The organism is Mesorhizobium sp. P5_C1 (assembly GCF_054049815.1).
The window spans coordinates 1-26794 of sequence record NZ_JBFULQ010000018.1 but is presented as its reverse complement, the minus strand read 5'-3'; the positions used below and the strand labels follow the sequence as shown (position 1 = coordinate 26794).

The window sequence follows — 26794 nt, the reverse complement described above, 5'->3', positions numbered from 1 at the left end:
GCGCCGGACAGCGCTGCCGAAGGGAATTTCTGCCGGGATCAGCTGCCGTAAACGTCGAAGGAAAAGTATTTATCGTTGATTTCCTTGTATTTTCCGTTGGCACGCAGTGCGTCTATTGCCGCATTGAACTTGTCGGCCAGCTCCTTGTCGCCTTTCTGCAGCGCGATGCCGACGCCGGGGCCGTGAATGGCCGGGTCGGCCGTCAAGGTGCCAAGCAGCTTGCAGCAGGCGCCGTCTGGTTTCTTCAGCCACTCGGTCAGAATGATCGAGCCGTCCATCATCGCGTCGAGGCGTCCGTTGGCCATGTCGGTGCGGGCGTCATCGCCGGTCGGATAGGCCTTGACGGTCGAGCCTGAGTATTTCTGCTCGGCGAATTTCTGGTGGATGGTCGCGGTCTGCACGCCGAGCGCCTTGCCTTTTAGGTCCTCCGGCGATGTGCCTGATATGGTCGAATCCTTCGGCACCGCGATGGCCGGCGGCGTCTGGTAGTATTTGTGGGTGAACTCGACCTTCTCGGCCCGCTCCGGTGTGATGGTGATGTTGATGATCGCATCGAACTTGCCGGCCTGCAGCGCTGGGATAGAACCGTCGAAATCCTGCACGGTGAACTCGCACTCGGCCTTCATCTCAGCGCACAGCGCCTTGCCGAGGTCGATGTCGAAGCCGCCCAGCGTGCCGTCGGCATTGGCGTAGTTGAAGGGCGGATAGGCGCCCTCGGTGCCGATCCTGAGCTTCTTGTCCTGGGCGGATGCGGCACCCGTGGCGAGAACCAGGGCGACCGAGGCGGCAAGCACGAAACGACCGAAAAGACGCATGTCCGAGATCTCCGTTGACCGGAGAAGTCTACGGGCTTTCGTGACTCCGGCGGAGACGGAAACGACATGTGCTGCGGCGATCACGGCGCGCGAGCGATCCAAGCCGCCTTCAGTGTTAGCCGGCGCGCTGCTCGTCCGTCGCCTTCCGGTCAATGGCGAACTCGCCCGCCGACAGGACAACGCCGAATTTTTCGCTGGCTTCCGCTGACGTGTAGTATCCCAACGCCACATCGCGCAGCACCAGATCGGCATCGCGCTCCATCGGATCACCATAGCCGCCGCCGCCCGGCGTGCCGACGCGCACACGGTCGCCGGCCTTAAGCGCGATATCCTGCTCCTTGGACAGATGTGGCGGCACATGCTCCTCGCCATTGCGGAAGACGGTCACCGTGTTGACCGCGCCGTCCTTGCCGCCGAGGGCGCCCTGCGGGCCGAAACGGCCATGATCCATGACGAAGGAAGCGCGGGCGTCGCCGCGCAGGATCTCGACCTCATAGGCGAGGCCAAAACCACCACGCTGCTTGCCGGCGCCGCCCGAGCCTTCGCGCAAGGCGTAGTGGCGGTAGAGCACCGGAAAGGCCTGTTCCATGATCTCGACCGGCGGCGACTTGGAGATGCCGATGGTCGAGCAGCCATTGGTCAGGCCGTCATGGCCTGAATTGCCTCCATAGCCGCCGCCGGAGATCTGGTACATGACGTAGTCGCGGCCGCGCGCCGGATCGTTGCCGCCGAGCGCGAAATTGCCGCTGGATCCGGCGGGTGCCGCCGTCACCTTGTCCGGCAGCGCCTGGACCATCGCCGCGAACACCGCCTCGGCGATGCGTTGCGAGACCTCGGCTGCGCAGCCCGAGACGGGGCGCGGATATTTGGCGTCGAGGAACGTGCCCTCCGGACGCTTGACCTCAAGCGGCTCGAAAGCGCCGGCGCTGATCGGCACATCCGGGAAAATGTGGCGCATGGCGAGGTAGACCGAGGACAAGGTCGTCGCCAGCACGCTGTTCATCGGCCCAGCGCAGGGCTTTGACGAGCCGGCGAAATCGAAGGTCAGCGTGTCGCCCCGTTTCTCGACAGCCAGCGCGATGGTCAGTGGCTCGTTGACCACCCCGTCGGAATCGACAAAGGCCTTGGAATGGTAGGTGCCATTGGGGATGGCGGATATGTTGGCGCGCATCTGTTCGGCGGCCCGCCGGCGCAGTTCGGCGATCGCCTCGACAACGGTTTCGTCTCCGTAACGATCGAGGATTCCGTTAAGCCGATCCTGGCCGATCAGCAACGCGGCGGCCTGGGCGCGGATGTCGCCGATCCGCTGGTCGGCAACGCGGATGTTGGAGCAGATGATGGCGTAGATTTCGGGGTCAAGTACGCCCTTCTTGAACAGCTTGACCGGTGGCAGCCGGAGGCCTTCCTGTTCGACCGCGGTCGCGGAAGCCGAGAAACCGCCCGGCACCGAGCCGCCAATGTCAGGCCAGTGGCCGGTGTTGGACAGCCAGCAGAAAATCTTGCCAGCCCGGTAGACCGGCATGGCGAAGCGCACATCCATCAGGTGGGTGCCGCCGAGATAGGGATCGTTGACGATGTAGATGTCGCCGGGCTCCGGCGGCAGGCAGCGGCCATCGGCGATCATCTCGATCACCGTTTTGGTCGAATACTGCATGACGCCGACGAACACCGGCAGGCCCTGCGACCCCTGCGCGATCAGCGAGCCATCGACAGCCGAATAGATGCCATCGGAGCGGTCGTTGGCCTCAGCGATGACCGGCGAGAAGGCGGCGCGGGAGAAGGTCAGGTCCATCTCGTCGCAGACCTGCTGCAAGGCCGCCTGGAGGACCGAAAGGGTGATGGCGTCGAGCTTTGCCATATCAATGTCAGGCATCTCAGGCCTCGCCAATGTCGATGATGATGTTGCCGTCGGCGTCCGAGCGCGCCCGGTCGCCGGGTTCGAGCACGGTGGTCGCATCCATCTGTTCGAGGATCGCCGGGCCTTCGATGACCGCGTCGAGCGGCAGCTTTTCGCGCGCGTAAACCGGCGTGTCGTGCCAGCGCCCGCCGTACCAGACCGGCCGAATCTCGCGCCGTGCCTCGTCGAGCGTTTTTCCGCGACCAGCCGGGTCGATCAAACGCGACAGGTCGATCGCCGGCCGCACACCCGTCACCGAGGTGTTGAGGTTGACGAGGTTGGCGCGGATTTCCGGCAGCTCGACCTTGAAGCGGGCGAAATAGGCTTTTTCGAACAGCGTTTGCAGCTCATGTTTGGTCACCGACGAGGATGGCAACGGCACGTTGATGATGTGGGTCTGGCCGACGAACTGCATGTCGGCGGAGTGGGTGGCGCGGATCGTCTCGGGCTTCACCGCTTCCTTGCCGATGAGCTCCTCGCCTTCGTTTCGGTGCCGTTCCAATACGGCGTGAAGCTGGTCCTGGTCGAGTACCGCCACCGGCTGGTTGACGGTGTTGACGAAGTCGTGGCGCAGATCGGCGACGACGCAGCCGAGCGCGTTGGTGATACCTGGCCGCGCCGGCACCAGCACCTTGGGCAGGCCGAGTTCGCGCGCCAGGGCGGTTGCGTGCAGCGGCCCGGCGCCGCCGAAGGCGAACAGTGCGAAATCGCGCGGATCATGGCCGCGCGACACCGAAACCATGCGGATGGCGCCGGCCATCTTCATGTTGCCGAGCCGCAGCACCGCGCCCGCCGCCTCGACGCCGGACAGGCCGGTCGCCTTGCCGATCTTCTCCTCGAAGATACCGGTGACGCGCTCGACAGTGACCGGGTTTTCGACCGCCAGCAGCTTTTTCGGGGCCAGCCGGCCGAGCACCAGGTTGGCGTCGGTGATGGTCGGCTCGAGGCCGCCGCGTCCGTAGCAGATCGGGCCGGGATTGGCGCCGGCGCTTTCCGGACCGATCTGGATCAGGCCGGCGGCGTCGACGCGGGCGATCGAGCCGCCGCCGGCGCCGACCGTGTGCACCGCCACCATCGGCACGTGGATCGGCATGGCATATTCGATCTCGATCTCGTTCGAGACAGCCGGCTCGGCGTTGCGGATCAGCGCCACGTCGGTCGAGGTGCCGCCCATGTCGTAGGTGACGAGGTTTTCGTAGCCGGCGCGTTTTCCCGTATAGGCGGCGGCGATGACACCCGAGGCCGGACCGGACATGACGGTCTTGGCCGATTCACGTGTGACGAAGCGGGCCGAGATCATGCCGCCATTGCCGTTCATGATCAGGAAGTCGCGGGCATAGCCTTTCGAGCCCAACTCCTTGCGCAGCCGCTCGACATAGCGCTCGAGGATCGGCTGCACCGACGCGTTGACCGAAGCGGTGACGCCGCGCTCGAATTCGCGCGCCTCCGACAGCAGCGCGTGGCCCGACGTGATGTAGCCGTTCGGCCAGAGTTCGGCGGCGATTTCGGCGGCGCGCCGTTCATGCGCCGGGTTGGCGTAGGAATGCAGGAAGTGGATGACCAGGGATTCGCAGCCGGCCTCGATCAGCGCCTTCACGGCGTCGCTCATTTCAGCCTCGTCGAGCGGCGTGCGCACCGTGCCCGACGCCTCGACGCGCTCCGAGACTTCGAGCCTCAGATTGCGCGGGATGATCGGCACGAAACTACCGGTCATGCCATAGGGCTGCGGCCGCGTGCGCCGGCCAAGCTCGATCACGTCGCGAAAGCCGCGCGTGGTGATCATGCCGGTTTTCGCCAGCCGGCGTTCGAGCACCGCATTGGTGGTGGTGGTCGTGCCATGCACGATGAGGTCGATGCCGTCGATCGGAAATCCGGTGGCGCCGAGCGCCGAAACGACGCCGAACGCCTGGTTGTCGACCGTGGTCGGGGTCTTGGCTATATGCACCCGGCCACCGTCTCGGCCGTCGATCAGAAGCAGGTCGGTAAAGGTCCCGCCGACATCGATACCGGCGACGACGCTGCCCAGGGAATCCGGCTGCTGCACCGAAAAATTCTCTTTCATTGTCGAAACCCGAAATGCGCGGACTACGGATATGTCACAGTTTGGAAAGGTGTTTCGCGGCGGTATCTTGACGCAAATATCGTTTGTATACTAATAAATTCCGGACACAAGAGCTTACTGCTTCGGAGTGTGCAGGCAGCACGCCGGAACCTGAACGGTTCGGGCGCGCAGGTGAAGGTTTGGTGCCCGCGTTTGCAGTTGGGCCAGAAGGTTGGATTTGATGAACACCACATCCGCATTCAATACCGCCGGCGCCCGCCCGCTGCAGTTTCCGATTCCGGCCAATGTCTATGCCGAGACCGTCGTCTCGGTGAAGCACTATACGGACCGGCTGTTCTCGTTCCGCATCACCCGGCCGCAGTCGCTGCGCTTCCGTTCCGGCGAGTTCGTCATGATCGGCCTGCCCAATGCCGAGAAGCCGGTGTTCCGCGCCTATTCGGTGGCGAGCCCCGCCTGGGACGACGAGCTGGAGTTCTTCTCGATCAAGGTGCCGGACGGCCCGCTGACCTCGGAACTACAGAAGATCCAGGTCGGCGACACCGTCATCATGCGCCAGAAGTCGACCGGCACGCTGGTCGTCGACGCGCTGACGCCCGCAAAACGCCTGTTCATGATCTCGACCGGCACCGGCATAGCACCCTTCGCCAGCCTGCTGCGCGACCCCGACACCTATGAGAAGTTCGAGCAGGTCGTCCTGACCCATACCTGCCGCGACACTGCCGAGCTCATCTATGGCCAGGAGCTGGTCGCCGGGCTCGAAAGCGATCCGCTGATCGGCGAGCTGACCGGTGGCCGTGTCACCCTCTACAATTCGACGACCCGCGAAGAATCGGCGCGCATGGGCCGCATCACCGCGCTGATCGGATCCGGCAAGTTCTATACCGATCTCGGCATCGACAAGCTCAATCCGGAAACCGACCGCATCATGATCTGCGGTTCGATGCACATGCTGAAGGACGTCAAGGAGCTGGCCGAGCGCCTCGGCTTCGAGGAGGGCTCTCTGCATCATCCGGCGAGTTTTGTCGTCGAACGCGCCTTCGTCGGCTGAGCCGACCAACACACTCAGAAATCAAGTTTTGACCTTTCGGTCAAAAAACTAGCTGCTTTCGCGGCCTTTTTAAGCTATGAGCGCAAAAGCGCGTCGCCTTACGCGACGCGCTTTTTGTTTTTTGTCGATGCATGCCGTTGTCCCAAAACCGCTGCGCACTTTGGGCGGCATGCATTAAGGGACTCGTGAAGCGTCAATTCACGGGCTATCTTCGGCGCAAGTCGCTGAATGAAAGGGCAGGAGATGAGCAGCACTATCCGCGAAGCCGAGCTTGGTGCCGGCGCGTCGAAGGTGACGCCACTGCCGGCGCGCGCCGCCGCCAATACCCCCGTTCCGCTGGACCATCGCATCGCGCGCAACCCCGGCATGAAGCTCGACCTCGGCTTCATGGAGTCGGTGCGCAGCGTCAACCGCTCGGCGCTCGAACGCCGCGTCGCGAGCCTGACCAAGCGGCGCTCTATCAAGGCCGACAATCAGGCGGCCTGGCTGCTGCGCGCCGTCGCCTGCATGGACCTGACGACGCTGAATTCCAACGACACCGAAGAGCGCGTGCGCCGGCTGTGCGCCAAGGCGATCAATCCGTTCCGCCGCGATATCGTCGAGGGTCTCGGTATTGCGGGCGAGGTCATTCGCCCGGCCGCCGTTTGCGTCTACCATCCCTTCGTCGCGACCGCGGTCGATGCCGTGCGCGGCACCGGCATTCACGTCGCAGCCGTTTCCACCGCCTTCCCGCACGGCCTTGCCCCACTTTCCACCCGCCTGCAGGAAATCGAGGCCTCGGTGAAGGACGGCGCCGACGAGATCGACGTTGTCATTCCACGCGGGTTGGTGTTCGGCGCCAAGTGGCGGGAGCTCTACAACGAGATCGTCTCGATGCGCGCCGCCTGTGGGGATGCGCATCTGAAGGTTATCCTCGGCACCGGTGACCTCGCCACGCTGCGCAATGTCATGCTCGCCTCGATGGTGGCTATGATGGCCGGCGCCGACTTCATCAAGACCTCGACCGGCAAGGAAAGTGTGAACGCCACGCTACCGGTTGGCCTCGCCATGGTTCGCGCCATCCGCGCCTATTTCGAGGAGACCGGCTATCACATCGGCTTCAAGCCGGCTGGCGGCATCTCCACGGCAAAAGCCTCGCTCGACTGGCTGGTGCTGATGAAGGAAGAACTCGGCCGGCCATGGCTGGAGCCCGAGCTGTTCCGCTTCGGCGCCTCGAGCCTTTTGACCGACATCGAGCGCCAGCTCGAACACCATCTGACCGGGCACTATTCGGCCAATCATCGCCACGCGATGGCTTGAACGCCCCACCCCGATCGGCTTTGCCGATCGACCCTCCCCACGAGGGGAGGTGAAGGAGGAACCCTATGAACATTCTCGACCGTTATCACGCCATGGAGTACGGCCCGGCGCCGGAAGCCCGCAACGAGGCCGACGCCTGGCTTGCGGCGCGCGACTTCGGCAAGGCGCTGTTCATCGGCGGCGACTGGAAAGCCGCTTCCGGCGGCAAGACCTTCGAGACCAGCGAGCCCTCCTCCGGCAAGCTGCTGGCCAAAGTGTCGGACGCCAATGCCGCCGATATAGACGCCGCGGTTTCGGCCGCGGCCAAGGCGCTGCCGAAATGGTCGGCGTCTTCAGGCTATGTCAGAGCGAAAGTGCTCTATGCCATCGGCCGCGCCATGCAGCGCCACCAGCGCTTGTTCGCGGTGCTGGAGTCGATCGACAATGGCAAGCCGATCCGCGAAAGCCGCGACATCGACGTGCCGCTGGCCATCCGCCATTTCATCCACCATGCCGGCTGGGCACAGGCGCTGGACGGGGATTTCCCCGGCCACAAGGGTGTCGGCGTCGTCGGCCAAATCATCCCGTGGAATTTTCCGCTGCTGATGCTGGCCTGGAAGATCGCGCCGGCGCTTGCCGCCGGCTGCACCGTGGTTCTGAAACCGGCCGAATTCACGCCGCTGACCGCCATCCTGTTCGCCGAAATCTGCGAACGTGCCGGCGTGCCGAAGGGCGTCGTCAACATCGTCCAAGGCGGCCCGGAGGCCGGTGCGGCCATCGTCAACCACCCCGGCATCCAGAAGATCGCCTTCACTGGTTCGTCGGACGTCGGCAAAATCATCAGGAAAGCTACGGCGGGTTCAGGGAAGAAACTGTCGCTGGAGCTTGGCGGCAAGTCGGCCTTCATAGTCTTCGAGGACGCCGATCTCGACAGCGCCGTCGAAGGGCTGGTCGACGGCATCTGGTTCAACCAGGGCCAGGTCTGCTGCGCCGGTTCGCGGCTTCTGGTGCAGGAAGGCATCGCCGATGCCCTCATCGCCAAGGTCAAGACACGCATGAGCCGGCTGCGCGTCGGCAGCCCGCTCGACAAGAACACCGATATCGGCCCGCTGGTCGACGCCACACAGCTCGACCGGGTCAAGGGCCTGGTTGCCGAGGGCGCCAGACAGGGCGCTGTGTGCTGGCAGCCGGACGCCGCGCTGCCTACCTCCGGCTATTACCATCTGCCGACGCTCGCCACCGGTGTTTCGCCGGCTAATATTTTGGCGCAAGAGGAAGTGTTCGGGCCGGTGCTGGCGACCATGACCTTCCGCAACACCGAGGAAGCGATTGAGCTTGCCAACAACACGCGCTATGGGCTGGCCGCCTCGGTGTGGAGCGAGAACGTCAACCTCGCCTTGCATGTCGCGCCGCAATTGAAGGCTGGCGTTGTCTGGGTCAACGGCACCAACATGTTCGACGCCGCCTGCGGTTTCGGCGGCTACCGCGAGAGCGGTTTCGGCCGCGAAGGCGGGCGCGAAGGCATGTTCGAATATCTGGCGGCCAAATTGCCACTTGGCCCGGTGATCAAGCCGGCGGCAGTCTCCGAGCAACCTGCCGAGCAATCCGACGGCGATACGATCGACCGCACGGCAAAGCTGTTCATCGGCGGCAAGCAGGTGCGGCCGGACGGCAACTATTCGCTGGCTGTCGCCACCGCCAAGGGCAAGCTTGCCGGCGAGGTCGGTCTCGGCAGCCGCAAGGATATCCGCGACGCCGTTTCGGCGGCGCGAGCCTGCAAAGCCTGGCCGGAAGCGACCGCCTACAACCGCTCCCAGGTGCTCTACTATCTGGCCGAAAATCTTTCCGGACGCGCCGGCGAGTTTGCCGCTCGCCTCACCGAGCTGACCGGCGCTACGCCCAAGGCAGCGCGCGACGAGGTCGACCAGTCGATCGAGCGGCTGTTCCTCTATGCAGGCCTTGCCGACAAGTTCGAGGGCCGCGTTCACCAGCCGCCGGCACGTGCCGTGACACTGGCGCTGCACGAACCGGTCGGCGTTGTCGGCGTCGTCGCCCCCGACGCGTCACCGCTGCTTGGCCTGATCTCGCTCGTCGCACCGGCGCTCGCCATGGGCAACACCGTGGTCGCGGTGCCGTCCGAGCGGTACCCGCTGGTCGCCACCGACCTCTATCAGGTCATCGAATATTCCGACGTTCCGGCCGGCGCCATCAACATCGTCACCGGCCGCACGGCCGAACTTGCCGGTGTGCTGGCCAAGCATGACGATGTTGACGGGCTTTGGGTGTTCGCCGATGCCGACACCTGCGCCAAGGCGGAGGCCGAGTCCATCGGCAACCTCAAGCGCGTCTGGAGCGGCAATGGCCGCGGCCTCGACTGGGCGTCCGACGAGGCGGCCGGCGATGCCTTCCTGCGCCGCGCCGTCGAGGTCAAGAACGTCTGGGTGCCTTACGGGGACTGATGAACGTCGCCCAAAAGGCGTCAGCGGTTTTGGGACACGACATGGATGAAGACAGGGAACCAAAGCGCGTCGTGCGCTTTGGGCAGTTTCGACACCGCTGCCGCGATGGTGATCGTGTTCGGACTTGACGCCCGGATGCATGTTCTTTAACGAGAAAAAACATCTTTATCTGTATCTGTGGGCTGACAGGCGCGCAGGCCGCATGATGGCGTCCGACTGGCCCATGACGCCGTGGCCGACCACCGGTAGACCCGGACGACCCCAAGCGGACGAGGAGAAGAGCATGGCGGATCTGGCAGGCAAGGTCGTTGTCGTCACGGCAGCGGCGCAAGGCATCGGCAAGGCGAGCGCGCTGGCCTTCGCCAAGGCGGGTGCCATCGTCTACGCCACCGACATCAACGAGGCGCTGCTGGCGGAACTCGCCAAGACCTCCGACATCAAGACCCGCAAGCTCGATGTGCTCAACGACGATGCCGTCAACGCCGCCTTCGCCGAGATCGGCAAGGTCGACGTGCTGTTCAATTGTGCCGGCTTCGTCCATTCCGGCTCGATCCTCGAGATGAAGGACGCCGATCTCGATTTCGCCTTCAACCTCAACGTCCGCGCCATGATACGCACCATCAAAGCGGTGCTGCCCGGCATGCTAGAGCGCGGCGACGGATCGATCATCAACATGTCGTCGGTTGCCGGCGCCGGCAAGGGCGTGCCGAACCGCTTCGCCTATGGCGTCACCAAGGCTGCGGTCATCGGCCTGACCAAGGCAATCGCTGCCGACTATGTCGCCAAGGGCATTCGCTGCAATGCCATTTGCCCCGGCACGGTCGAGAGCCCGTCGCTGCAGGACCGCATGCATGCGCAGGGCGACTACGAAGCGGCCCGCGCCGCCTTCATCGCCCGCCAGCCGATGGGCCGGCTCGGCACGCCGGAGGAAATCGCCGATCTCGCCGTCTATCTGGCCGGCGCTACCTATACGTCCGGACAGGCCTATAATATCGACGGCGGCTGGTCGATCTGAACCAAACCGACTGAGGAGACATACCATGAAGCTGCTGCGCTATGGCGAGGCGGGGAGCGAACGCCCCGGCCTGCTCGATGCGGATGGAACGATCCGTGATCTCACCGGCCATGTCGCCGACATCGGCGGCAAGGCGCTCGATCCGGCATCGCTGGCGACGCTGGCCAAGCTCGATCCCAAGTCGCTGCCGGCGGTTTCCGGCAAGCCCCGCATCGGCGCCTGCGTTGCCGGCACTGGCAAGTTCATCTGCATCGGCCTCAACTATTCCGACCACGCCGCCGAGACCGGCGCCACCGTGCCGCCGGAGCCAATCATCTTCATGAAGGCAAGCTCGGCCATCGTCGGGCCCGACGACGACGTGCTGATCCCGCGCGGCTCGGTGAAGACCGACTGGGAAGTCGAACTGGCCGTGGTCATCGGCAAGACGGCGAAATATGTCAGCGAAGCCGACGCGCTTGACTATGTCGCCGGCTATTGCGTCGCCCACGATGTCTCCGAACGCGCCTTCCAGGCCGAGCGGCAGGGCCAGTGGACCAAGGGCAAGTCCTGCGACACCTTCGGTCCGATCGGCCCGTGGCTGGTGACCAAGGACGAGGTCGCCGACCCGCAGAACATCAAGATGTGGCTGACCGTCAACGGCAAGACGATGCAGAACGGCTCGACCAAGACCATGGTCTATGGCGTGGCATACCTTGTTTCCTACCTCAGCCAGTTCATGTCGCTGCACCCCGGCGACATCATCTCGACCGGCACCCCACCCGGCGTCGGGCTGGGCATGAAGCCGCCGGTGTTCTTGAAGGCCGGTGATGTTGTCGAGCTCGGCATCGAAGGCCTTGGCCAGCAGAAGCAGACGTTCAAGGCTGACGCTTGAGCACTTAAGGTCGATAAGTTTGCGCCGCCCCTCATCCGCCTGCCGGCACCTTCTCCCCGGACGGGGAGAAGGGAACCAACGCTGCCCTCTGCAGCGATATTACTTCAGCACCTTCCCATCCGCGCCAAACCGATAGGTCTTGGCCGGGTCCGGCGTCGCATAGAGCGTGGCGCCCGGCTCGGCGTCGTAGACGCCGAAGATGCGCACGGTGATCAGGCCGGCCTTCTCGCAGTCGAGATAGAGATTGGTGTCGGCGCCAAGATGCTCGGCGTGGACGACCGTGCCCTTCCAGGCGCCGGATTTGGGATCGACGGTCAGATGCTCCGGCCGCACGCCGATGGTCTTGGCGGTTTCACCAAGCCTGGCGCCGTCGACGAAGTTCATCTTCGGCGAGCCGATGAAGCCGGCGACGAACTCATTCGCCGGCGAATTGTAGAGCTCCATCGGGCCGCCGATCTGCTCGATCCGGCCGGCGTTCAGCACCACGATCTTGTCGGCCAGCGTCATCGCCTCGACCTGGTCGTGGGTGACGTAGATCATCGTCGCCTTCAGCCGGCGGTGCAGCTGCGCGATCTCCAGCCTTGTGTTGACGCGCAATGCGGCATCAAGATTCGACAGCGGCTCGTCGAAGAGAAAAAGCTTGGGCTCGCGCACCACGGCGCGGCCGATGGCGACGCGCTGGCGCTGGCCGCCGGAAAGTTCGGCCGGCCGCCTTTCGAGATAGGGCTCCAGCGACAGCATCGAGGAGGCAATGCCGATGCGGCGGTCGATCTCGGCCGCCGGCGTGCCCGCCTGTTTCAGCCCGAGGCCCATATTGTTCTTCACCGTCAGATGCGGGTAGAGCGCATAGGTCTGGAACACCATGGCGATGCCGCGCTTGGCCGGCGGCGTGACGGACACGTCCTGGCCGTCGATGACGACCCGGCCCGAGGTCGAATCCTCCAGTCCGGCAATGACCCGGAGCAAGGTCGACTTGCCGCAGCCCGACGGGCCGACGAAGACGACGAATTCGCCGTCCGTCACCTCGAGGTTGATGCCCTTCAGCACCTCGACCGGCCCGAAGGCCTTCTTCACGTTCTCGATGTTCAGCGAGCCCACGGCTTCGTCCCTGTTCTAGAGTTTGACGGCTGCGCCGCTGCGCACGCTCTCGTCTGCGGCAAGGCAGACGGCGAGCGATTTCACCGCGTCGTCCATGTGCCTGGTGAGATCGATATCCTCGCGGATCGCCTTCAATACGAAGGCCTGTTCGAGATCGCAGAGATCCTGATGGCCGGGCTCGCCCGCCATCGACAGCATTTCGTCCGGCTTGGCGAACTTGCCGTCCGGGCCGGTCGCCGCACTGTGCAGGCGAATGGTCGAGGTCTTGGTGTGGGTGTCGATGTCATCGGACTTCACACCCTCCTTCATAACGATCGACACGCAGCCATTGGGCGAGATGACGTCCTTCACGAAGAAGGCCGTTTCCGAAATCATCGGACCCCAGCCGRCTTCGTACCAGCCGACCGAACCGTCATCGAACAGCACCTGCAGATGGCCGTAATTGTACATCGACGGCGCGATCTCTTCGCTCATCCGCAACCCCATGCCGCGCACCTCGACCGGCCTGGCGTCGGTGATCTGCAGCATCACGTCGAGATAGTGCACGCCGCAGTCGACGATCGGCGACGTCGTCTGCATCAACTGCTTGTGCGTGTCCCAGGTATGGCCGGAGGATTGCTGGTTGAGGTTCATGCGGAAGACATAGGGGCCGCCGAGCTTGCGCGCCTCGGCGATCAGCCTGATCCAGGACGGGTGATGGCGCAGGATGTAGCCGATCACCAGTTTCTTGCCATTGGCCTTCGCGGCCGCGACAACGCGTTTGGCATCGGCCACCGTCGTTGCCAGCGGCTTTTCTACGAAGACATGGCAGCCGGCCTCGAACGCCTTCACCGCATAGTCGGCATGGCTGTCGGAATAGGTGGCGATGCAGGCGACATCGGGCTTTTCGTCGCGCAAAGCCTCGTCGAAGGAGCGCCTGATGCCATAGCCGGAAAGCCCTTCCGGCAGCGGCACATCGGAGCGGTTGACCAGTGCCGAGATCTGGAAGCCCGGATTGGTATGATAGGCCAGCGCATGGCTGCGGCCCATATTGCCGAGGCCGGCGACGACGACGCGAAGGGGTGTCTGCGAACTCACTTGACGGCTCCCGAGGTGATGCCGCGGATCAGCTGCCGCGAGAAGATGACGTAGAGGATCAGCACCGGCATGATCGCCAGCGAGAGCGCTGCCAGGATCGCGTTCCAGTTGGTGACGAACTGGCCGAGGAACAATTGCGCGCCGAGCGTCACCGTCTTGGTCTCTTCCGACGGGGCCAGGATCAGCGGGAACCACAGATCGTTCCAGATCGGGATCATGGTGAAGACGGCGACGGTCGCCATCGATGGCCTGACCAGCGGCAGCACCAGCCGGAAGAAGATGGTGTATTCGGACAGGCCGTCGATGCGGCCGGCGTTCTTCAGGTCGTCGGACACCTGCTTCATGAACTCCGACAGGATGAAGATGGCGAGCGGCAGGCCTTGCGCGGTGTAGACCAGGATCAGCGCCGTCAGCGTGTTGACCAGCCCGCTCGCCACCATCAGCTGCAGGATGGCGACGGTGCCGAGACGGATCGGGATCATGATCCCGAGCGCCAGATAGAGCCCCATCAGCGAGTTGCCGCGAAAACGGTATTCCGACAGCGCGAAAGCAGCCATGGCGCCGAACAAAAGCACGAAGAACAGCGAAGCGACGGTGACGACGAGGCTGTTCTGGAAATAGTGGATGAAATCGCCCTGGCCGATGACGGTGGTGTAGCCGATCAGGTCGAAGGTTTTTGGCGTCGGCGGCGTCAGTGGCGCGCCGAAGATGCCGGCGCGGGACTTGAACGAATTCATGATGACGAGGATAACCGGAAACAGCGCGATCGCCGTATAGGTCAGCAGGATCGCGTGGGCGCCGATRGTGCGGGGCAGGGAACGGGTGGCGGTGCTCATCTCTTGCTCCTCAGAACTGGTAGCGACGCAGGCGCGTCTGCACGAGGAAGAGATAGACGCRGACGCCGCCGAGGATGATCAGGAACATCATCGTGGCGATCGCCGCGCCCATGTTGGGGTCGCCGACCTGCAGCTGGAAGCCGAAGAAGGCGCGGTAGAGGAAAGTGCCGAGAATATCGGTCGAATAGTTCGGCCCGGCGAGCGCGCCTTGCGCGGTGTAGATCAGGTCGAAGGCGTTGAAATTGCCCACGAAGGTGAGGATCGAGATGATGCCGATCGACGGCAGGATCAGCGGCAGCTTGATCTTCCAGAACTGCGACATGCCGGTGATGCCGTCGCATTCGGCTGCCTCGATCACCTCTTCGGGGATCGACAGCAGGGCGGCATAGATCAGCATCATCGGGATGCCGACGAACTGCCACACCGAGATCAGGCTGAGCGCCGTCAGCGCGTATTCTTCCTTGCCCAGCCACGGCGTGAACAGGCTTTTCAGGCCGACGAGATCGAGCAGATGCGGCGCCACGCCCCACAGGGGCGACAGGATCAGCTTCCAGGCGAAGCCGACGATCACGAAGGACAGGATGGTCGGCACGAAGATCGCCGTGCGGTAGAAGGCGGCAAATCTCAGCCTCGGGCTGGACAGAAGGGCAGCCAGCATGACGCCGATCGGGTTCTGCACCAGCATGTGGATGATGAAGAACCAGGTGTTGTTCCGGAGAGCATTCCAGAAATTCACCGACCAGTTGGGGTCGCCGAACAGCGTGCGGAAGTTTTCCAGCCCGACGAAGACCTGGTGCTGCTCGATGTTGCGGAACAGCGACAGCTGCAGCGTGCCGGCCAGTGGCAGGATCATGATCGCCGTATAGACAAGCACCGCCGGCGCCAGGAAGACGCCAATGTGCCAACGGAACGGTCTTTTCGGTCGTGTGTCTGCGGCCATGAGTTCGGTCCCCGCCGTCTCTCGGTTCCAAATGGGTGTTGATCTAGATGATGCCTCGATGCACGGCCCGAACATTCTTGCCCGGTGCGGCAAGAACAAAGGCCTGCGACTGATCAGCTAGCCTTCCCCAAGAAGAGCAAGGGTAAGGCCGAGAGGCGGTGCCGACAATCGCTATCTGAACGGGCGCAATCTGAAGAACCAGGGTAGTCCGAGACCGGCCAGGCGTACGCCCGGCCGATCTCGTTGCCTGAGCTCTTACTTCGCCGGCTTGTACCAGCTGTCGAGGCCGGTCTGCAGCTTCTTGGCCGCAGCTTCCGGGGTGTCGGTGCCGTTGATGACGTTCGCCGATTCAACCCACGTCTCGTTTTCGAGGTTCGGCGTGCCGCGCGACAGGATCTGGTAGGTCGAGCGGATCGTCGACTTGCACTTGCCGCGCCAGGAGACGAATTCCTGCGCCAGCGGGTCTGCCATCTTCACCGGCGAGGAGTTCAGGCTGAAGAAGCCTGGCAGCGCGTTGGCGTAGATGGTGGCGAAGTCCGGCGAGGCGACCCAGGACAGGAAGGTCTTGGCCGCATCGGCGTTCTTCGAAGCCGCATTCAGGCCCATGCCGATATCGGTATGGTCGGAGATGTAGCAGGTGTCGCCGGCCTTCTCGACCGGCGGCGGGAAAGCGCCCATCTTGAACTGGGCCTGGGTGTTGAACAGGCCGATTTCCCACGAACCGGCCGGGTAGATGGCGGCGCGGCCAAGCGTGAACAGGTTCTGGCTGTCTGGATAGGTCTGCGCCTCGAAGCCGTCGCCGAGATAAGGCTTCCACTTGGCCAGTTCCTCATACGGCGCGACCCAGTCTTTGTCGGTCAGCTTCTGGTCGCCCTTGATCAGGGCGGCGCGGCCGTCCTCGCCTTTCCAGTAGTTGGGGCCGATGTTCTGGTAGCCCATGGTCGCGGCTTCCCAGAGATCCTTGGTGCCCATCGCCATCGGGATGTAAGTGCCGTCGGCCTTGATCTTGTCGAGCGCGGCGAAGAACTCGTCGCGGGTCTCCGGCACCTTGATGCCGAGCTTGTCGAAGGCATCCTTGTTATAGATGAAGCCGTGGATGACCGAGGCCATCGGCACGCAGAAGCTCGCCTTGCCGTCGTCAGTCTGCCAGGCGGACTTGGCCACCGGCGAGAAATTGTCCATGCCGGGCAGCGCCGAGAGGTCGGCAAGGTTGCCCTTCTTGAACAGTTCAAGCGACTTGTCGAACGGGCGGCAGGTGATCAGGTCGCCCGCCGAGCCGGCGGCGAGCTTGGCACCAAGGGCGGCGTCATACTCGGTCGGCGCCGACGGTGCGAACACCACCTTGATACCCGGGTTCTTGGCTTCGAAGGCCGGGATCAGCTTGTCCTTCCAGATGGCAAGGTCGTCACCGCGCCAGCTTTCGATGTTGAGCGTTACGTCTGCAGCATTAGCCACCCCGGCCGTGCCGAGAATGCTGGTGCCCAGAAGCAGTGCCGTCAGTAGTTTCGTTGTCATGCTCAGTCTCCCTGTTGACCTTTTTCAGGTTCGGTTTTGATGAGAACAGAGGCAGCGCGCCCCTTGCTCCCCTCGATCGCGGAAAGCGCCGGCCTCAGCTTCTGGCCGGTTCCTTCCAGCAGTTTCTCCGCCGCATCGGCGCTGTCGGCGCCGGCGGCGAGCAGAATGGCGGTCTTGACCGCGCCGCCGCTCTTCTCGAGCAGGCGGGCCGCTTCGTCCCTGCCGCGCCCGCTGACGGCGGCGACGATGCGCGCAGCGCGGTCGCGCAGCTTGATGTTGTCGGCCAACAGGTTGACCATGTAGCCGTCATGCACATGGCCGAGATGGACGGCTGTCAGCGTCGACAGCATGTTGAGCGCGATCTTCTGGGCGGTGCCGGCGCCCATGCGCGTCGAGCCGGCAATCAGTTCCGGCGGCGTTTCGAGCAGGATGGCGGTTTCGGCCTGCCGCAGCAGAGCCGAGTCCCGGTTGTTGGCGATGCCGATGGTGGCGGCGCCGCGATTGGCGGCTTCCTCGATGGCCCGCACCGCATAGGGCGTCGTGCCGCTGGCCGAAATGGCAATCAGGCAATCGCCCTTGCCGATGCCAGCATTGATGACGGCCGTTGCTGCCTCCTCGGTGTCGTCCTCCGGCCCGCCGGCCAATGTCCGGAAGGCTTCGTCGCCACCGGCGATCAGGATGGCGATGCGGTCGCGGTGAATGCCGAAGGTGCCCGGAAGCTCAAGCGCATCGGCCAGCGCCATCAGGCCTGAACTGCCGGCCGCGGCGTAGGCAAGCTTGCCGCCGCCGCTCAACCTGCCGGCGATGATCTCGGCCGCCCTGGCGATGGAGGGAATGGCATTGCGCACGACCTTTGCGGCCTCGATCTGCGCATCGGCCAAAGAAGAAAGGATGGCGTCCGGGGCCTGGATATCCAGCCCCTCGGCATTTTGGTGAAGCGCTTCGGTGCGCGTTTCGGCCATCCCGGTTCCTCCAATGGAGAAACAATACCAAAAAAATACCACTTGTCCACATGCATTAACGAATTCGCCGGCTGGAAATCGCTCAGCCGACGAAATGCCTAGGTTTTTCAATAAAATACGGCTTAATCTTTTTGAAACGGAAATTAACTCTTGGCTATTGGTATTTTATTGGTATTATCCGCCCGGAGGAGAAATCGCGTGAATTTCGTGCTCGGTATCGATGGCGGCGGCACCAGCTGCAGGGCCGCCCTGGCAACCGCGGATGGCGCCGTCATTGGCCGCGCCAAGAGCGGCGCCGCAAACATCCGCACCGATCTCACCGGCGCCCGGTCGAACATCGTCGAGGCGGCACGGCAGGCGTTCATCGCCGCCGGCGAGGATCCGGAGCTGATCCCGCAGACACCTGCCATTCTCGGCCTTGCCGGCGCCAATGTCGGCACCTACCGGCAGCAGCTCGAAGCGATCCTGCCGTTCAGCATCAGCCGTGTCGAGACCGACGCCGAGATCGCGCTGGAAGGGGCTGTCGGCTCCGGCGACGGCGCCATGGCGATCCTCGGCACCGGCACCGCCTATATGGCGCGCAAGAACGGCAAGTCGCGCGCCATCGGTGGCTGGGGCTTTCAGGTCGGCGACCAGGGCAGCGGCGCCCGCATCGGCCGCGACCTGCTCGAACAGACGCTGCTTGCCTATGACGGCGTCCGCGAAGGTTCGCCGCTGACGCAGAGCATGCTGGCGGTTTTCCGCAACAACCCGCAGGACGTTGTCGAATTCACCACCAACGCCAAGCCCGGCGATTTCGGCGGCTTCGCGCCCAAGGTGTTCGAGCATGCCGAAAAGGGCGACAGCGTCGCCAACTGGATCCTGGACAGGGTGGTCGCCGATGTCGAAGCCGCACTCGGCGCGCTCGACCTTGCGGACGACGCGCCGCTGTGCCTGCTCGGCGGGCTGGCGCCGCTATACGCGCCGCGGCTGTCGGCCCGCTACCGGGCGCTGCTGAAGCCGCCGATCGGCGATGCATTGGGCGGCGCCGTGCAGATGGCGGCCCGGCTTTTCGCCGGGACAGCGGAGGCGGCTCGATGAACGATGCCGCCGACCAGATCTTCGCCATGCTGAAACAGTCGTCGCAAAGCGGTGCGCCACTTTATCTGCAACTCAGGAAGAGCATCGAGGACGCCGTCAATCGGGGCCTGATCGGACCGGGCGACGCACTGCCCTCGGARCGCGACATCGCCAGTAAGGCAGACATTTCGCGCGTCACCGTGCGCAAGGCGGTGCAGGACCTGGTCAAGGGCGGCATCCTGGTGCAACGCCATGGCTCCGGCACGTTCGTGGCGCCGCGCATGGAGCGCGTCGAGCAGTCGCTGTCGCGGCTGACCTCGTTTACCGAGGACATGGCGCGGCGCGGCATGGCGGTGCGTTCGGCCTGGCTCGACCGCGGCCTTTACGCGCCCTCGCCCGACGAGATGATGGTGCTCGGCCTGTCGTCGAACGAACTGGTGGCGCGGGTGGCGCGCCTGCGTATCGCCAACGACACGCCGCTGGCGATCGAACGCGCCTCGCTGTCGGCCAGCGTGCTGCCCGACCCGGCGGGAATAGGTTCCTCGCTCTATGCGGCGCTGGAATTGACCGGCAACCGGCCGGTGCGGGCGGTGCAGCGCATCTCCGCCGCCAACCTCGGCGACGGCGACGCGCGTCTGCTCGAGGTGCCGCCGGGCATTGCCGGCCTGCACATCGAACGCATCTCCTATCTGGCGAGCGGCAAGGTGATCGAATTCACCCGTTCCATCTACAGGGGCGACGCCTATGATTTCGTCGCCGAACTGCGGCTGACAGGGCCGAGCGAAGAGGGCCGACCATGACCACAGAGCCGACCATGCCGACTGAGCCGACCAAGTCGACAGAAATGACCCATATGCGGCGCGAGATCGAGGAGATCCCGCTGGCCGTCGCCCGCCTGCTCGACGGCTCCGGCGCCGTGCTGACCGAGGCCGGGCGCGGCATCCGCGAACGCGACCCGCAATTCGTCGTCACCGTGGCGCGCGGTTCGTCCGACCATGCCGCGACCTTCATGAAATATGCCGTCGAGCTGACCGCAGGCCTTGCCGTCGCATCGGTCGGTCCGTCGATCGCCTCGATCTATGGAGCCGAGCTCAGGCTCGGCGGTTCGGCCTGCCTGGCGATCTCGCAGTCGGGCAAGAGCCCCGACATCGTCGCCATGGCCGAAACGGCGCGAGCCGGCGGCGCGCTGACCATCGCCATCACCAACACCGCCGATTCGCCGCTGGCGCGTGCCTCGGACTATGCGATCGATATCCTGGCCGGACCGGAGCGCAGCGTCGCGGCGACCAAGACCTTCATCAATTCCGCCGTCGCCGGTCTTGGCCTGATGGGGCATGCCACTGGAGACGAGGCGCTGCTGGCAGCGCTCTTCGAATTGCCCGAGCATTTCCGCAAGGCGATCGCCTGCGACTGGATGACGGTGCTGTCCGAAACGATCGAAAAGCAGAAGTCGCTGTTCATCCTCGGCCGCGGCCCGTCGGCGGCGATGGCCAACGAGGCGGCGCTGAAATTCAAGGAGACCTGCGGCATGCATGCCGAGGCCTATAGTGCGGCCGAAGTCATGCATGGCCCGCTGGCGCTGATCGGCCCGGACTTTCCGGTGCTGGCGCTGGCCGCGCGTGACGCATCCGAGCCTTCCGTTGCCGAGGCCGCCGACAGCCTGGCGGCCAAGGGTGCGCCGGTGTTCGTCACCTCCGCACTTGCCCAGCGCGCCGTGCGCCTGCCGCATGTCGCCACGGGCCATCCGCTGACCGATCCGCTGACGCTGATCGTCTCCTTCTACATGTTCGTCGAGGCGTTTGCCCGCCATCGCGGCCTCGATCCGGACACGCCGCGCAATCTTCGCAAGGTGACGGAGACCGTATGAGCGACCGTTTTGCCCTGACTGGCGCCCGCATTTTCGACGGTGACGACTGGCACGACGGCGCAGCACTCGTCGTGCGCGACGGCCTCGTCGAGGCCATCCTGCCCGCCGGCGCCCTTGCCTCCGACCTCCGCATCGTCGAGACCGGCGGCGGCATGCTGGCGCCCGGCTTCGTCGACCTGCAGGTCAATGGCGGCGGCGGCGTCATGCTCAACGACCACCCCGATGTGGCCTCGCTCGAAACCATCTGCCGGGCGCATGCGCCCTTCGGCACGACCGCGCTCCTGGTGACGCTGATCACCGATACGCCCGCCATCACCGCCGCCGCCGTCGCCGCCGGCGAAGCCGCGACGCTGCGGAAGCTGCCGGGTTTCCTCGGCCTGCATCTGGAAGGCCCGCATCTGTCGATCGCCCGCAAGGGCGCGCATGATCCGGCGCTGATCCGGCCGATGCTGGACGCCGACCAGGCGGAGCTGATCGCGGCGCGGCAGAAACTGCCGGTGCTGCTCACCACCATCGCACCGGAATCCGTCGAACCGGCGCGGGTCTCGGCGCTGACCAGGGCCGGCGTCGTCGTCAGCCTCGGCCATTCCGACACCGGCTACGCCACGGCCAGCACCTTTGCCGAGGCCGGCGCCTCGATGGTCACCCATCTGTTCAACGCGATGAGCCAGATCGGCAACCGCGAGCCCGGGCTGGCTGGCGCAGCCATCGATATCGGCTCCCTGTCGGCCGGCCTCATCGCCGACGGGATCCATGTCGATCCCGCCACCATCAAGATCGCGCTGCGCGCCAAGCAGGGGCCGGCCAAAATCGTGCTGGTCACCGACGCCATGGCGCCGATCGGCACCGATATGACCTCGTTCACGCTCAACGGCCGCACCATCTACCGCAGGGATGGCAGCCTGCGGCTTGCCGACGGGACGCTTGCGGGCGCCGATCTCGACATGATCTCGGCCGTGCGCTTCATCCACCTCGTCGTCGGGGTCGAGCTTTCCGAGGCCTTGCGTATGGCCTCGCTCTACCCGGCGCAAGCGATCGGCCAGTCGCACCGGCTCGGGCGCTTCGCCAATGGCACGGCAGCCGATATCGTTGCGCTGTCGGACGATCTCGACATCAGAGGCGTCTGGATCGGCGGCGGGAAGGTTTTTGCAGGCTCCAACAGCGCTGGGTGATATCAGGCCATGCATGACATCGATTGCGTCATTGCAGGAGCAGGTGTCGTCGGGCTCGCCATCGCCAGGGCGCTCGCCCTGTCGGGCCGCGAGGTGCTGGTGGTCGAGCAGGCCGGCGCGATCGGCACCGGCACAAGTTCGCGCAATTCCGAAGTCATCCATGCAGGGCTCTACTATGCGCCGGGAAGCCTGAAAGCCCGGCTCTGCGTCGAAGGCCGCGAGCGGCTCTATGCCTATTGCCGCGAGCACAATGTTGCCCATGCGCGCACCGGCAAGCTGATCGTCGCCGTCGAACCGGGCCAGTTGGACAGGCTGGACGCGATCAGGGCCAACGCGCAGAGCTGCGGCGTTGGCGATCTCGAAATCTTGACGCAGGCACAAGCCGAGAGCCTCGAACCCGCGCTGCAATGCGCCGGCGCGTTGCTCTCGCCATCGACCGGCATCATCGACAGCCAGGCACTGATGCTGTCGCTGCGCGGCGACGCCGAGGCCGCCGGTGCATCCTTCGCCCTGCTCACGTCCGTTACCGGAGCGGCGATCGAAGCCGATGGGATCCGGATCGATACCCACGATGCCGATGGCGAGGGCTTCGCGCTGAAGGCTGGCGCCTTCGTCAACGCCGCGGGCCTCGATGCGCAGGCTCTCGCCGGCCGCATCGAAGGTTTTCCGCAACGCCTTGTTCCACCGCGATGGCTGGCGCGCGGCAACTATTTTTCACTCTCGGGCCGGTCACCCTTCTCGCGGCTGATCTATCCGGTGCCGGTTAATGGCGGCCTCGGCGTCCATCTCACCCTCGATCTGGGCGGCAGCGCGCGCTTCGGTCCGGATGTCGAATGGATCGACAGCGTGGATTACACGGTCGACCCTGCTCGTGGTGCGGCCTTCTACGGCGAGATCAGGCGCTATTGGCCCGATCTTGCCGACGGCGCCTTGCAGCCGGCCTATGCCGGCGTCCGGCCAAAACTGTCCGGCCCGGGCCAGCCTGCGGCCGACTTTATGATCCAGGGTCCGGCCGACCATGGCACAGGGCCGATCGTCAGTCTGTTCGGCATCGAGAGCCCCGGCCTGACGGCAAGCCTGGCGATCGCCGAGCATGTAGTCGAGCTGCTGTACCGCGGCTGACGAGCTGCCTGCGCACGTCCAGCCTTAAGATGTGTAGAGACCCCTGTAGGTATCGCGCAGCAGGTTCTTCTGCACCTTGCCCATGGTGTTGCGCGGCAATTCGTCGACGAAGATCACCTGCTTCGGGTGCTTGTATTTTGCGACGCGTTCCGCGATGGCGCCGAGAATTTCGGCTCCGGTGATGTTCGAAGCCGGCGACCGCACGACGACAGCGGTGACGCCTTCGCCGAAATCGGGATGGGCAACGCCGATAACAGCGCTTTCGCTCACGCCGTCAAGCGCGTCGATCTCGCTTTCGAGCTCTTTCGGATAGATGTTGTAGCCGCCGGAAATGATCAGATCCTTGCCGCGGCCGACGATGTGGACGTAGCCGTCGGCGTCGACGATGCCGAGATCGCCGGTGATGAAGAAGCCGTCGGCGCGGAATTCCGCCTTGGTCTTTTCCGGCATGCGCCAATAGCCGCCGAAGACGTTCGGGCCCTTGACCTCGATCATGCCGACCTCGCCCTGAGCGAGCGGCCTGCCAGTGTCGGGATCGGCAATGCGAAGCGCCACACCCGGCAAGGGAAAACCGACCGTGCCGGCACGCCGCTCGCCGTCATAGGGGTTCGAGGTGTTCATGTTGGTCTCGGTCATGCCGTAGCGTTCGAGGATCGCGTGGCCGGTTCGCTCACGCCAGGCCTTGTGCGTCTCGGCCAGCAGCGGCGCCGAACCGGAAATGAACAGGCGGATACTTTTCGCCGCCTGACGGTCCAGCCCGTCCTGCTGCAGCAGGCGCACGTAGAAGGTCGGTACGCCCATCAGAGCAGTGGCTCGCGGCAAAAGCGAGACGATGCGGGCCGGGTCGAATTTCTGCTCGAACAGCATCGAGGCGCCGGCCATCAGGACGACGTTGGTGGCAACGAACAGACCATGGGTGTGGAAGATCGGCAGCGCGTGGATCAACACGTCGTCGGCCGTGAAGCGCCAGTGGTCGACCAGCACCCGCGCGTTCGAAGCAAGGTTCTCGTGGCTGAGCATGGCGCCCTTCGAGCGGCCCGTCGTTCCCGAGGTGTAGAGGATCGCCGCGAGATCGTCCTTGGCCCGCACCACGTCGTGGAAGTCCGCCGGCAATCGCGAGGCCTGATCCGTCAGCGATCCCTCGCCATTGCGGCCGAGCGTGATGGTGACGGCGCCCGATTTTTCCGCCAGTGCGCCGATGTCGGCCGCCCTGGCCGGATCGCAGACGACCAGGCGTGGTGCTGCGTCGCCGAAGAAGTACTCCAGCTCGGCCAGCGTGTAGGCGGTGTTGAGCGGCAGGAAGACGGCGCCGGCACGCAGGCAGGCGAGATAGAGCAGGACGGCTTCGGGGCTCTTCTCGACCTGCACGGCGACCCGATCGCCCGGCTCGACATCCAACTGCAAGAGCGCATGCGCGAGCTGCGCCGACCGCGCCAGCATATCGCCATAGGTCAGCGAGCGGCCATCATCGGTTTCCATCAACAAGCGATCGGGGGCCGGCATCCGGGAACGGAACGCGTCGAACAGATGGTTGCTCATGAAGTCTTCCCGGGGATAGTGACGGCGGCGCCGGGCATGCTTTTCGAGCGGCATGCATGGGCGGCGAAGAGTTCGCGGTTCTTGGCCGCGCCGTCAAGACCCGCGGACAGGTGTTTGCCCGTGGCGCCTATGGGCTGCAGGGATGGCTGCAAAAGATGCCGGACCCGCCGCTATCGCCGGGCGCGTGCGGCCTTGCCGGCGACCGACTTTAGGCCTTCCGATTGCCTGATGCGTTCCATGCACATGGCAGCGGTCAGCTGGTAGTGATTGATCAGCGCTTCGACGGCGCCGTCGGCATTGCCGTCCAGCGCACATTCGGCGATCCGGCGATGCTCGCCGAAATCGTCGCGCTGGGCGCTTTCGCTGTCACTCGCCATTTGCCGGTAGCGGTAGGCGTGATCGGAAAGCTGCTCGCAGAATCCCACCAGCCATTGCGACCGGCAGGCCGAAATCAGGACCCGATGGAAGATGCGGTGCAACTTCTCCCAATCGGGATTGAGCGACGAGTGATTCTGCGGCGAAAGACGTGACGCACGCCCCAGGCGATGCAGCGCCAGCACGAGTTGTTCTTCCCATTCGGCGGTGCGGTGGGCGATCGATTCGCGAAGCGCCCGTTCCTCGAGCCAGCAACGGGTGCGCGTCAACTCTTCGAGCTCCGCCGCGCTGACCGGCATAATGAAGAAGCCGCGCTGGTCGTGCCTGCCGAGAAGTCCTTCCGAGGCGAGGCGATTGAGCGCCTCGCGGACAGGGGAAGCGCCGGCTCCATATTTGGAAACCACCCATTCGACCCGCAGCTTGCTCTCGGCTTCAAGAACTCCACCGAGAAGGTCATCCCGCAATTGGTGATAGACCGTGCTGGCAAGCGTGCTCTTGGGCCCTGCGCCGTCGTCGTTCAGATTGGCAGCTCCGTATGTCAAAGCGACTCCTTGTCCCCAAATTATGTTTGGGCAATTCGAGTCCGAAGCATCCCCCTTCGTACACGTACCATATCGCGTCTGGCCCCGGAGGCTCAAGCAGAAGATCACGCTATTGTACTTAAGCACGAAGATATATACGGCATTTTGCCGTTCAGCGATGCAAAGTCGCGTATTTCTACAACCTTCGGAAACTTAACGTGTTTTGTATGCACGCAGGATCATCTGTTCTTGTGAGCACGCGCGATCGGCTTTTCTGCCGCGTGCAAAAGACGGACCGAATCAGGCGTCTCGACCAGGCTCGATGCTTCGCGAATCAGGCTCTGACGGACCCTGCCGGGCATGAGAGCCGTTGGCGGCCAATTGGACTTGAAGACAGGATTGGCGTCGTGGATCAGCCGGCTGCCTTGTCGGCTGCCGTCCTGATCGCCTGGATGTTTTGCCGGTAGGCGTCGACGCTGCCGCCCTTGAAGATCGCGGCGCCTGCCACCAACACGTCGGCGCCGGCGGCAGTGACCAGAGGCGCGGTTTCGGCTGACACACCGCCGTCGATCTCGATGCGGATCGGCCGACTGCCGATCAGCGCCTTGACCCGCTTCACCTTGTCGACGATCGCCGGAATGAAAGCCTGGCCGCCGAAGCCCGGATTAACGGTCATGATCAGGATCAGATCGAGCCGGTCGAGCACATATTCGACCGCACTTTCCGGTGTTGCCGGATTGAGCGACACGCCGGCCTTCTTGCCAAGGTTCCTGATGGTCTGCAGCGAGCGGTCGAGATGCGGCCCGGCCTCGGCATGCACCGTCATGCCGTCACAGCCGGCGTCGGCGAAGGCGGCCAGATAGGGGTCGGCCGGCGCGATCATCAGATGGCAGTCGAAGAAGGCCCTGGTGCGGTTGCGGATCGCCTTGATCACCGGCGGGCCAAAGGTGATGTTGGGGACGAAATGTCCGTCCATCACATCAAGGTGGATCCAGTCGGCGCCGGCAGCCACCACCGCTTCGACTTCATCGCCGAGCCTGGAAAAATCCGATGCCAGCACCGAGGGCGCAATCAAGGTTTTTTTGCTCATGGGCGCGGCCTTTCCGAGCGCCCTTCTCATCCGGCCACTCTATCGACTGCCTAATGCGCCGCAGGTGACTTGTCGAGTGCGCAGGCGGCTGGCAGCACAGGCTACGTGCCGCCCATGTCGGCTGCCGGTGCTCCGGTCCAAACAAAACCCGCCGGATTGCTCCGGCGGGTTTCTGG

General features: G+C 64.4%; 22 protein-coding genes. 10 read left to right on the top strand and 12 right to left on the bottom strand.

Annotated features, from left to right (window positions below):
* Window positions 1–38 precede the first annotated feature (38 nt).
* The 3 genes from ACXJ7R_RS03135 to ACXJ7R_RS03125 all read right to left on the bottom strand — a co-directional run bounded on the left by ACXJ7R_RS03135 (window position 39) and on the right by ACXJ7R_RS03125 (window position 4774).
* Window positions 39–815, bottom strand: coding sequence for an ABC transporter substrate-binding protein (locus ACXJ7R_RS03135; protein WP_457150539.1), 777 nt, complete (start codon window positions 813–815; stop codon window positions 39–41).
* Window positions 816–930: 115 nt separating this feature from the next.
* Entirely contained in the window at window positions 931–2673 is a 1743-nt protein-coding gene (locus tag ACXJ7R_RS03130) for a hydantoinase B/oxoprolinase family protein (protein ID WP_457150541.1), read from the bottom strand.
* A gap of 16 nt (window positions 2674–2689) precedes the next feature.
* Window positions 2690–4774, bottom strand: coding sequence for a hydantoinase/oxoprolinase family protein (locus ACXJ7R_RS03125; RefSeq protein ID WP_457150538.1), 2085 nt, complete (start codon window positions 4772–4774; stop codon window positions 2690–2692).
* A 220-nt stretch (window positions 4775–4994) separates the two neighbouring features.
* Between ACXJ7R_RS03125 and ACXJ7R_RS03120 the strand changes: the two genes are divergently transcribed.
* The 5 genes from ACXJ7R_RS03120 to ACXJ7R_RS03100 all read left to right on the top strand — a co-directional run bounded on the left by ACXJ7R_RS03120 (window position 4995) and on the right by ACXJ7R_RS03100 (window position 11445).
* On the top strand, window positions 4995–5822 hold the full coding sequence (locus ACXJ7R_RS03120) for a ferredoxin--NADP reductase (RefSeq protein WP_457150537.1): 828 nt from the start codon (window positions 4995–4997) through the stop codon (window positions 5820–5822).
* 243 nt (window positions 5823–6065) lie between these two features.
* The gene (gene deoC / locus ACXJ7R_RS03115) at window positions 6066–7121 is read left to right on the top strand and encodes a deoxyribose-phosphate aldolase (RefSeq protein ID WP_457150536.1); all 1056 of its coding nucleotides are present in this window, start codon (window positions 6066–6068) and stop codon (window positions 7119–7121) included.
* A 65-nt stretch (window positions 7122–7186) separates the two neighbouring features.
* Window positions 7187–9559, top strand: a complete 2373-nt coding sequence (locus ACXJ7R_RS03110; RefSeq protein ID WP_457150535.1) for an aldehyde dehydrogenase family protein — start codon at window positions 7187–7189, stop codon at window positions 9557–9559.
* A 283-nt stretch (window positions 9560–9842) separates the two neighbouring features.
* Entirely contained in the window at window positions 9843–10574 is a 732-nt protein-coding gene (locus ACXJ7R_RS03105; protein WP_457150534.1) for an SDR family oxidoreductase, read from the top strand.
* A 25-nt stretch (window positions 10575–10599) separates the two neighbouring features.
* Complete coding sequence (locus ACXJ7R_RS03100; protein WP_457150533.1) at window positions 10600–11445, top strand: fumarylacetoacetate hydrolase family protein; 846 nt, start codon at window positions 10600–10602, stop codon at window positions 11443–11445.
* Between the two features lie 99 nt (window positions 11446–11544).
* On the opposite strand, the gene ACXJ7R_RS03095 is transcribed toward ACXJ7R_RS03100, so the two are convergent.
* The 6 genes from ACXJ7R_RS03095 to ACXJ7R_RS03070 all read right to left on the bottom strand — a co-directional run bounded on the left by ACXJ7R_RS03095 (window position 11545) and on the right by ACXJ7R_RS03070 (window position 17873).
* Window positions 11545–12543, bottom strand: coding sequence for an ABC transporter ATP-binding protein (locus tag ACXJ7R_RS03095; RefSeq protein ID WP_457150532.1), 999 nt, complete (start codon window positions 12541–12543; stop codon window positions 11545–11547).
* 15 nt (window positions 12544–12558) lie between these two features.
* Entirely contained in the window at window positions 12559–13620 is a 1062-nt protein-coding gene (locus ACXJ7R_RS03090; protein WP_457150531.1) for a Gfo/Idh/MocA family protein, read from the bottom strand.
* Complete coding sequence (locus ACXJ7R_RS03085) at window positions 13617–14456, bottom strand: carbohydrate ABC transporter permease (protein WP_095083652.1); 840 nt, start codon at window positions 14454–14456, stop codon at window positions 13617–13619. The genes ACXJ7R_RS03090 and ACXJ7R_RS03085 overlap by 4 nt, the downstream gene beginning before the upstream one ends.
* 10 nt (window positions 14457–14466) lie before the next feature.
* Window positions 14467–15396, bottom strand: a complete 930-nt coding sequence (locus ACXJ7R_RS03080) for a carbohydrate ABC transporter permease (RefSeq protein WP_457150530.1) — start codon at window positions 15394–15396, stop codon at window positions 14467–14469.
* Window positions 15397–15651: 255 nt separating this feature from the next.
* On the bottom strand, window positions 15652–16911 hold the full coding sequence (locus ACXJ7R_RS03075; RefSeq protein WP_457150529.1) for an ABC transporter substrate-binding protein: 1260 nt from the start codon (window positions 16909–16911) through the stop codon (window positions 15652–15654).
* A gap of 2 nt (window positions 16912–16913) precedes the next feature.
* Entirely contained in the window at window positions 16914–17873 is a 960-nt protein-coding gene (locus ACXJ7R_RS03070; protein WP_457150528.1) for an N-acetylmuramic acid 6-phosphate etherase, read from the bottom strand.
* Between the two features lie 198 nt (window positions 17874–18071).
* Here ACXJ7R_RS03070 and ACXJ7R_RS03065 point away from each other — a divergent pair, with 198 nt between their 5' ends.
* From ACXJ7R_RS03065 to ACXJ7R_RS03045, 5 genes are read left to right on the top strand one after another with little or no spacing between them, the layout of a single operon-like run.
* Window positions 18072–18953, top strand: coding sequence for a BadF/BadG/BcrA/BcrD ATPase family protein (locus ACXJ7R_RS03065; protein WP_457150527.1), 882 nt, complete (start codon window positions 18072–18074; stop codon window positions 18951–18953).
* Window positions 18950–19732: a GntR family transcriptional regulator gene (locus ACXJ7R_RS03060; protein WP_457150526.1), complete on the top strand. Its 783-nt coding sequence runs from the start codon at window positions 18950–18952 to the stop codon at window positions 19730–19732. The genes ACXJ7R_RS03065 and ACXJ7R_RS03060 overlap by 4 nt, the downstream gene beginning before the upstream one ends.
* A gap of 53 nt (window positions 19733–19785) precedes the next feature.
* Window positions 19786–20799: an SIS domain-containing protein gene (locus ACXJ7R_RS03055; RefSeq protein ID WP_457150540.1), complete on the top strand. Its 1014-nt coding sequence runs from the start codon at window positions 19786–19788 to the stop codon at window positions 20797–20799.
* Complete coding sequence (gene nagA / locus ACXJ7R_RS03050) at window positions 20796–21971, top strand: N-acetylglucosamine-6-phosphate deacetylase (RefSeq protein ID WP_457150525.1); 1176 nt, start codon at window positions 20796–20798, stop codon at window positions 21969–21971. Before ACXJ7R_RS03055 ends, nagA begins: the two co-directional genes overlap by 4 nt.
* A 9-nt stretch (window positions 21972–21980) precedes the next feature.
* Window positions 21981–23093 (top strand): NAD(P)/FAD-dependent oxidoreductase, encoded by a 1113-nt coding sequence (locus ACXJ7R_RS03045; protein WP_457150524.1) that lies wholly within the window; start codon window positions 21981–21983, stop codon window positions 23091–23093.
* Window positions 23094–23117: 24 nt separating this feature from the next.
* On the opposite strand, the gene ACXJ7R_RS03040 is transcribed toward ACXJ7R_RS03045, so the two are convergent.
* The 3 genes from ACXJ7R_RS03040 to rpe all read right to left on the bottom strand — a co-directional run bounded on the left by ACXJ7R_RS03040 (window position 23118) and on the right by rpe (window position 26618).
* Window positions 23118–24632 (bottom strand): malonate--CoA ligase, encoded by a 1515-nt coding sequence (locus ACXJ7R_RS03040; RefSeq protein WP_457150523.1) that lies wholly within the window; start codon window positions 24630–24632, stop codon window positions 23118–23120.
* A gap of 170 nt (window positions 24633–24802) precedes the next feature.
* Complete coding sequence (locus ACXJ7R_RS03035; RefSeq protein ID WP_457150522.1) at window positions 24803–25549, bottom strand: GntR family transcriptional regulator; 747 nt, start codon at window positions 25547–25549, stop codon at window positions 24803–24805.
* A gap of 391 nt (window positions 25550–25940) precedes the next feature.
* On the bottom strand, window positions 25941–26618 hold the full coding sequence (gene rpe, locus ACXJ7R_RS03030) for a ribulose-phosphate 3-epimerase (protein ID WP_457150521.1): 678 nt from the start codon (window positions 26616–26618) through the stop codon (window positions 25941–25943).
* Between the last annotated feature and the right edge of the window lie 176 nt (window positions 26619–26794).

What these genes read in the sequence shown, in the direction of transcription:
- ACXJ7R_RS03045 (WP_457150524.1), top strand. Translation starts at nt 21,981, where the DNA reads ATGCATGACATCGATTGCGTCATTGCAGGAGCAGGTGTCGTCGGGCTC.
- ACXJ7R_RS03055 (WP_457150540.1), top strand. Translation starts at nt 19,786, where the DNA reads ATGCGGCGCGAGATCGAGGAGATCCCGCTGGCCGTCGCCCGCCTGCTC.
- ACXJ7R_RS03110 (WP_457150535.1), top strand. Translation starts at nt 7,187, where the DNA reads ATGAACATTCTCGACCGTTATCACGCCATGGAGTACGGCCCGGCGCCG.
- ACXJ7R_RS03075 (WP_457150529.1), bottom strand. Translation starts at nt 16,911, where the DNA reads ATGACAACGAAACTACTGACGGCACTGCTTCTGGGCACCAGCATTCTC.
- rpe (WP_457150521.1), bottom strand. Translation starts at nt 26,618, where the DNA reads ATGAGCAAAAAAACCTTGATTGCGCCCTCGGTGCTGGCATCGGATTTT.
- ACXJ7R_RS03070 (WP_457150528.1), bottom strand. Translation starts at nt 17,873, where the DNA reads ATGGCCGAAACGCGCACCGAAGCGCTTCACCAAAATGCCGAGGGGCTG.
- deoC (WP_457150536.1), top strand. Translation starts at nt 6,066, where the DNA reads ATGAGCAGCACTATCCGCGAAGCCGAGCTTGGTGCCGGCGCGTCGAAG.
- ACXJ7R_RS03105 (WP_457150534.1), top strand. Translation starts at nt 9,843, where the DNA reads ATGGCGGATCTGGCAGGCAAGGTCGTTGTCGTCACGGCAGCGGCGCAA.
- ACXJ7R_RS03100 (WP_457150533.1), top strand. Translation starts at nt 10,600, where the DNA reads ATGAAGCTGCTGCGCTATGGCGAGGCGGGGAGCGAACGCCCCGGCCTG.
- ACXJ7R_RS03130 (WP_457150541.1), bottom strand. Translation starts at nt 2,673, where the DNA reads ATGGCAAAGCTCGACGCCATCACCCTTTCGGTCCTCCAGGCGGCCTTG.
- ACXJ7R_RS03125 (WP_457150538.1), bottom strand. Translation starts at nt 4,774, where the DNA reads ATGAAAGAGAATTTTTCGGTGCAGCAGCCGGATTCCCTGGGCAGCGTC.
- nagA (WP_457150525.1), top strand. Translation starts at nt 20,796, where the DNA reads ATGAGCGACCGTTTTGCCCTGACTGGCGCCCGCATTTTCGACGGTGAC.
- ACXJ7R_RS03135 (WP_457150539.1), bottom strand. Translation starts at nt 815, where the DNA reads ATGCGTCTTTTCGGTCGTTTCGTGCTTGCCGCCTCGGTCGCCCTGGTT.
- ACXJ7R_RS03040 (WP_457150523.1), bottom strand. Translation starts at nt 24,632, where the DNA reads ATGAGCAACCATCTGTTCGACGCGTTCCGTTCCCGGATGCCGGCCCCC.
- ACXJ7R_RS03120 (WP_457150537.1), top strand. Translation starts at nt 4,995, where the DNA reads ATGAACACCACATCCGCATTCAATACCGCCGGCGCCCGCCCGCTGCAG.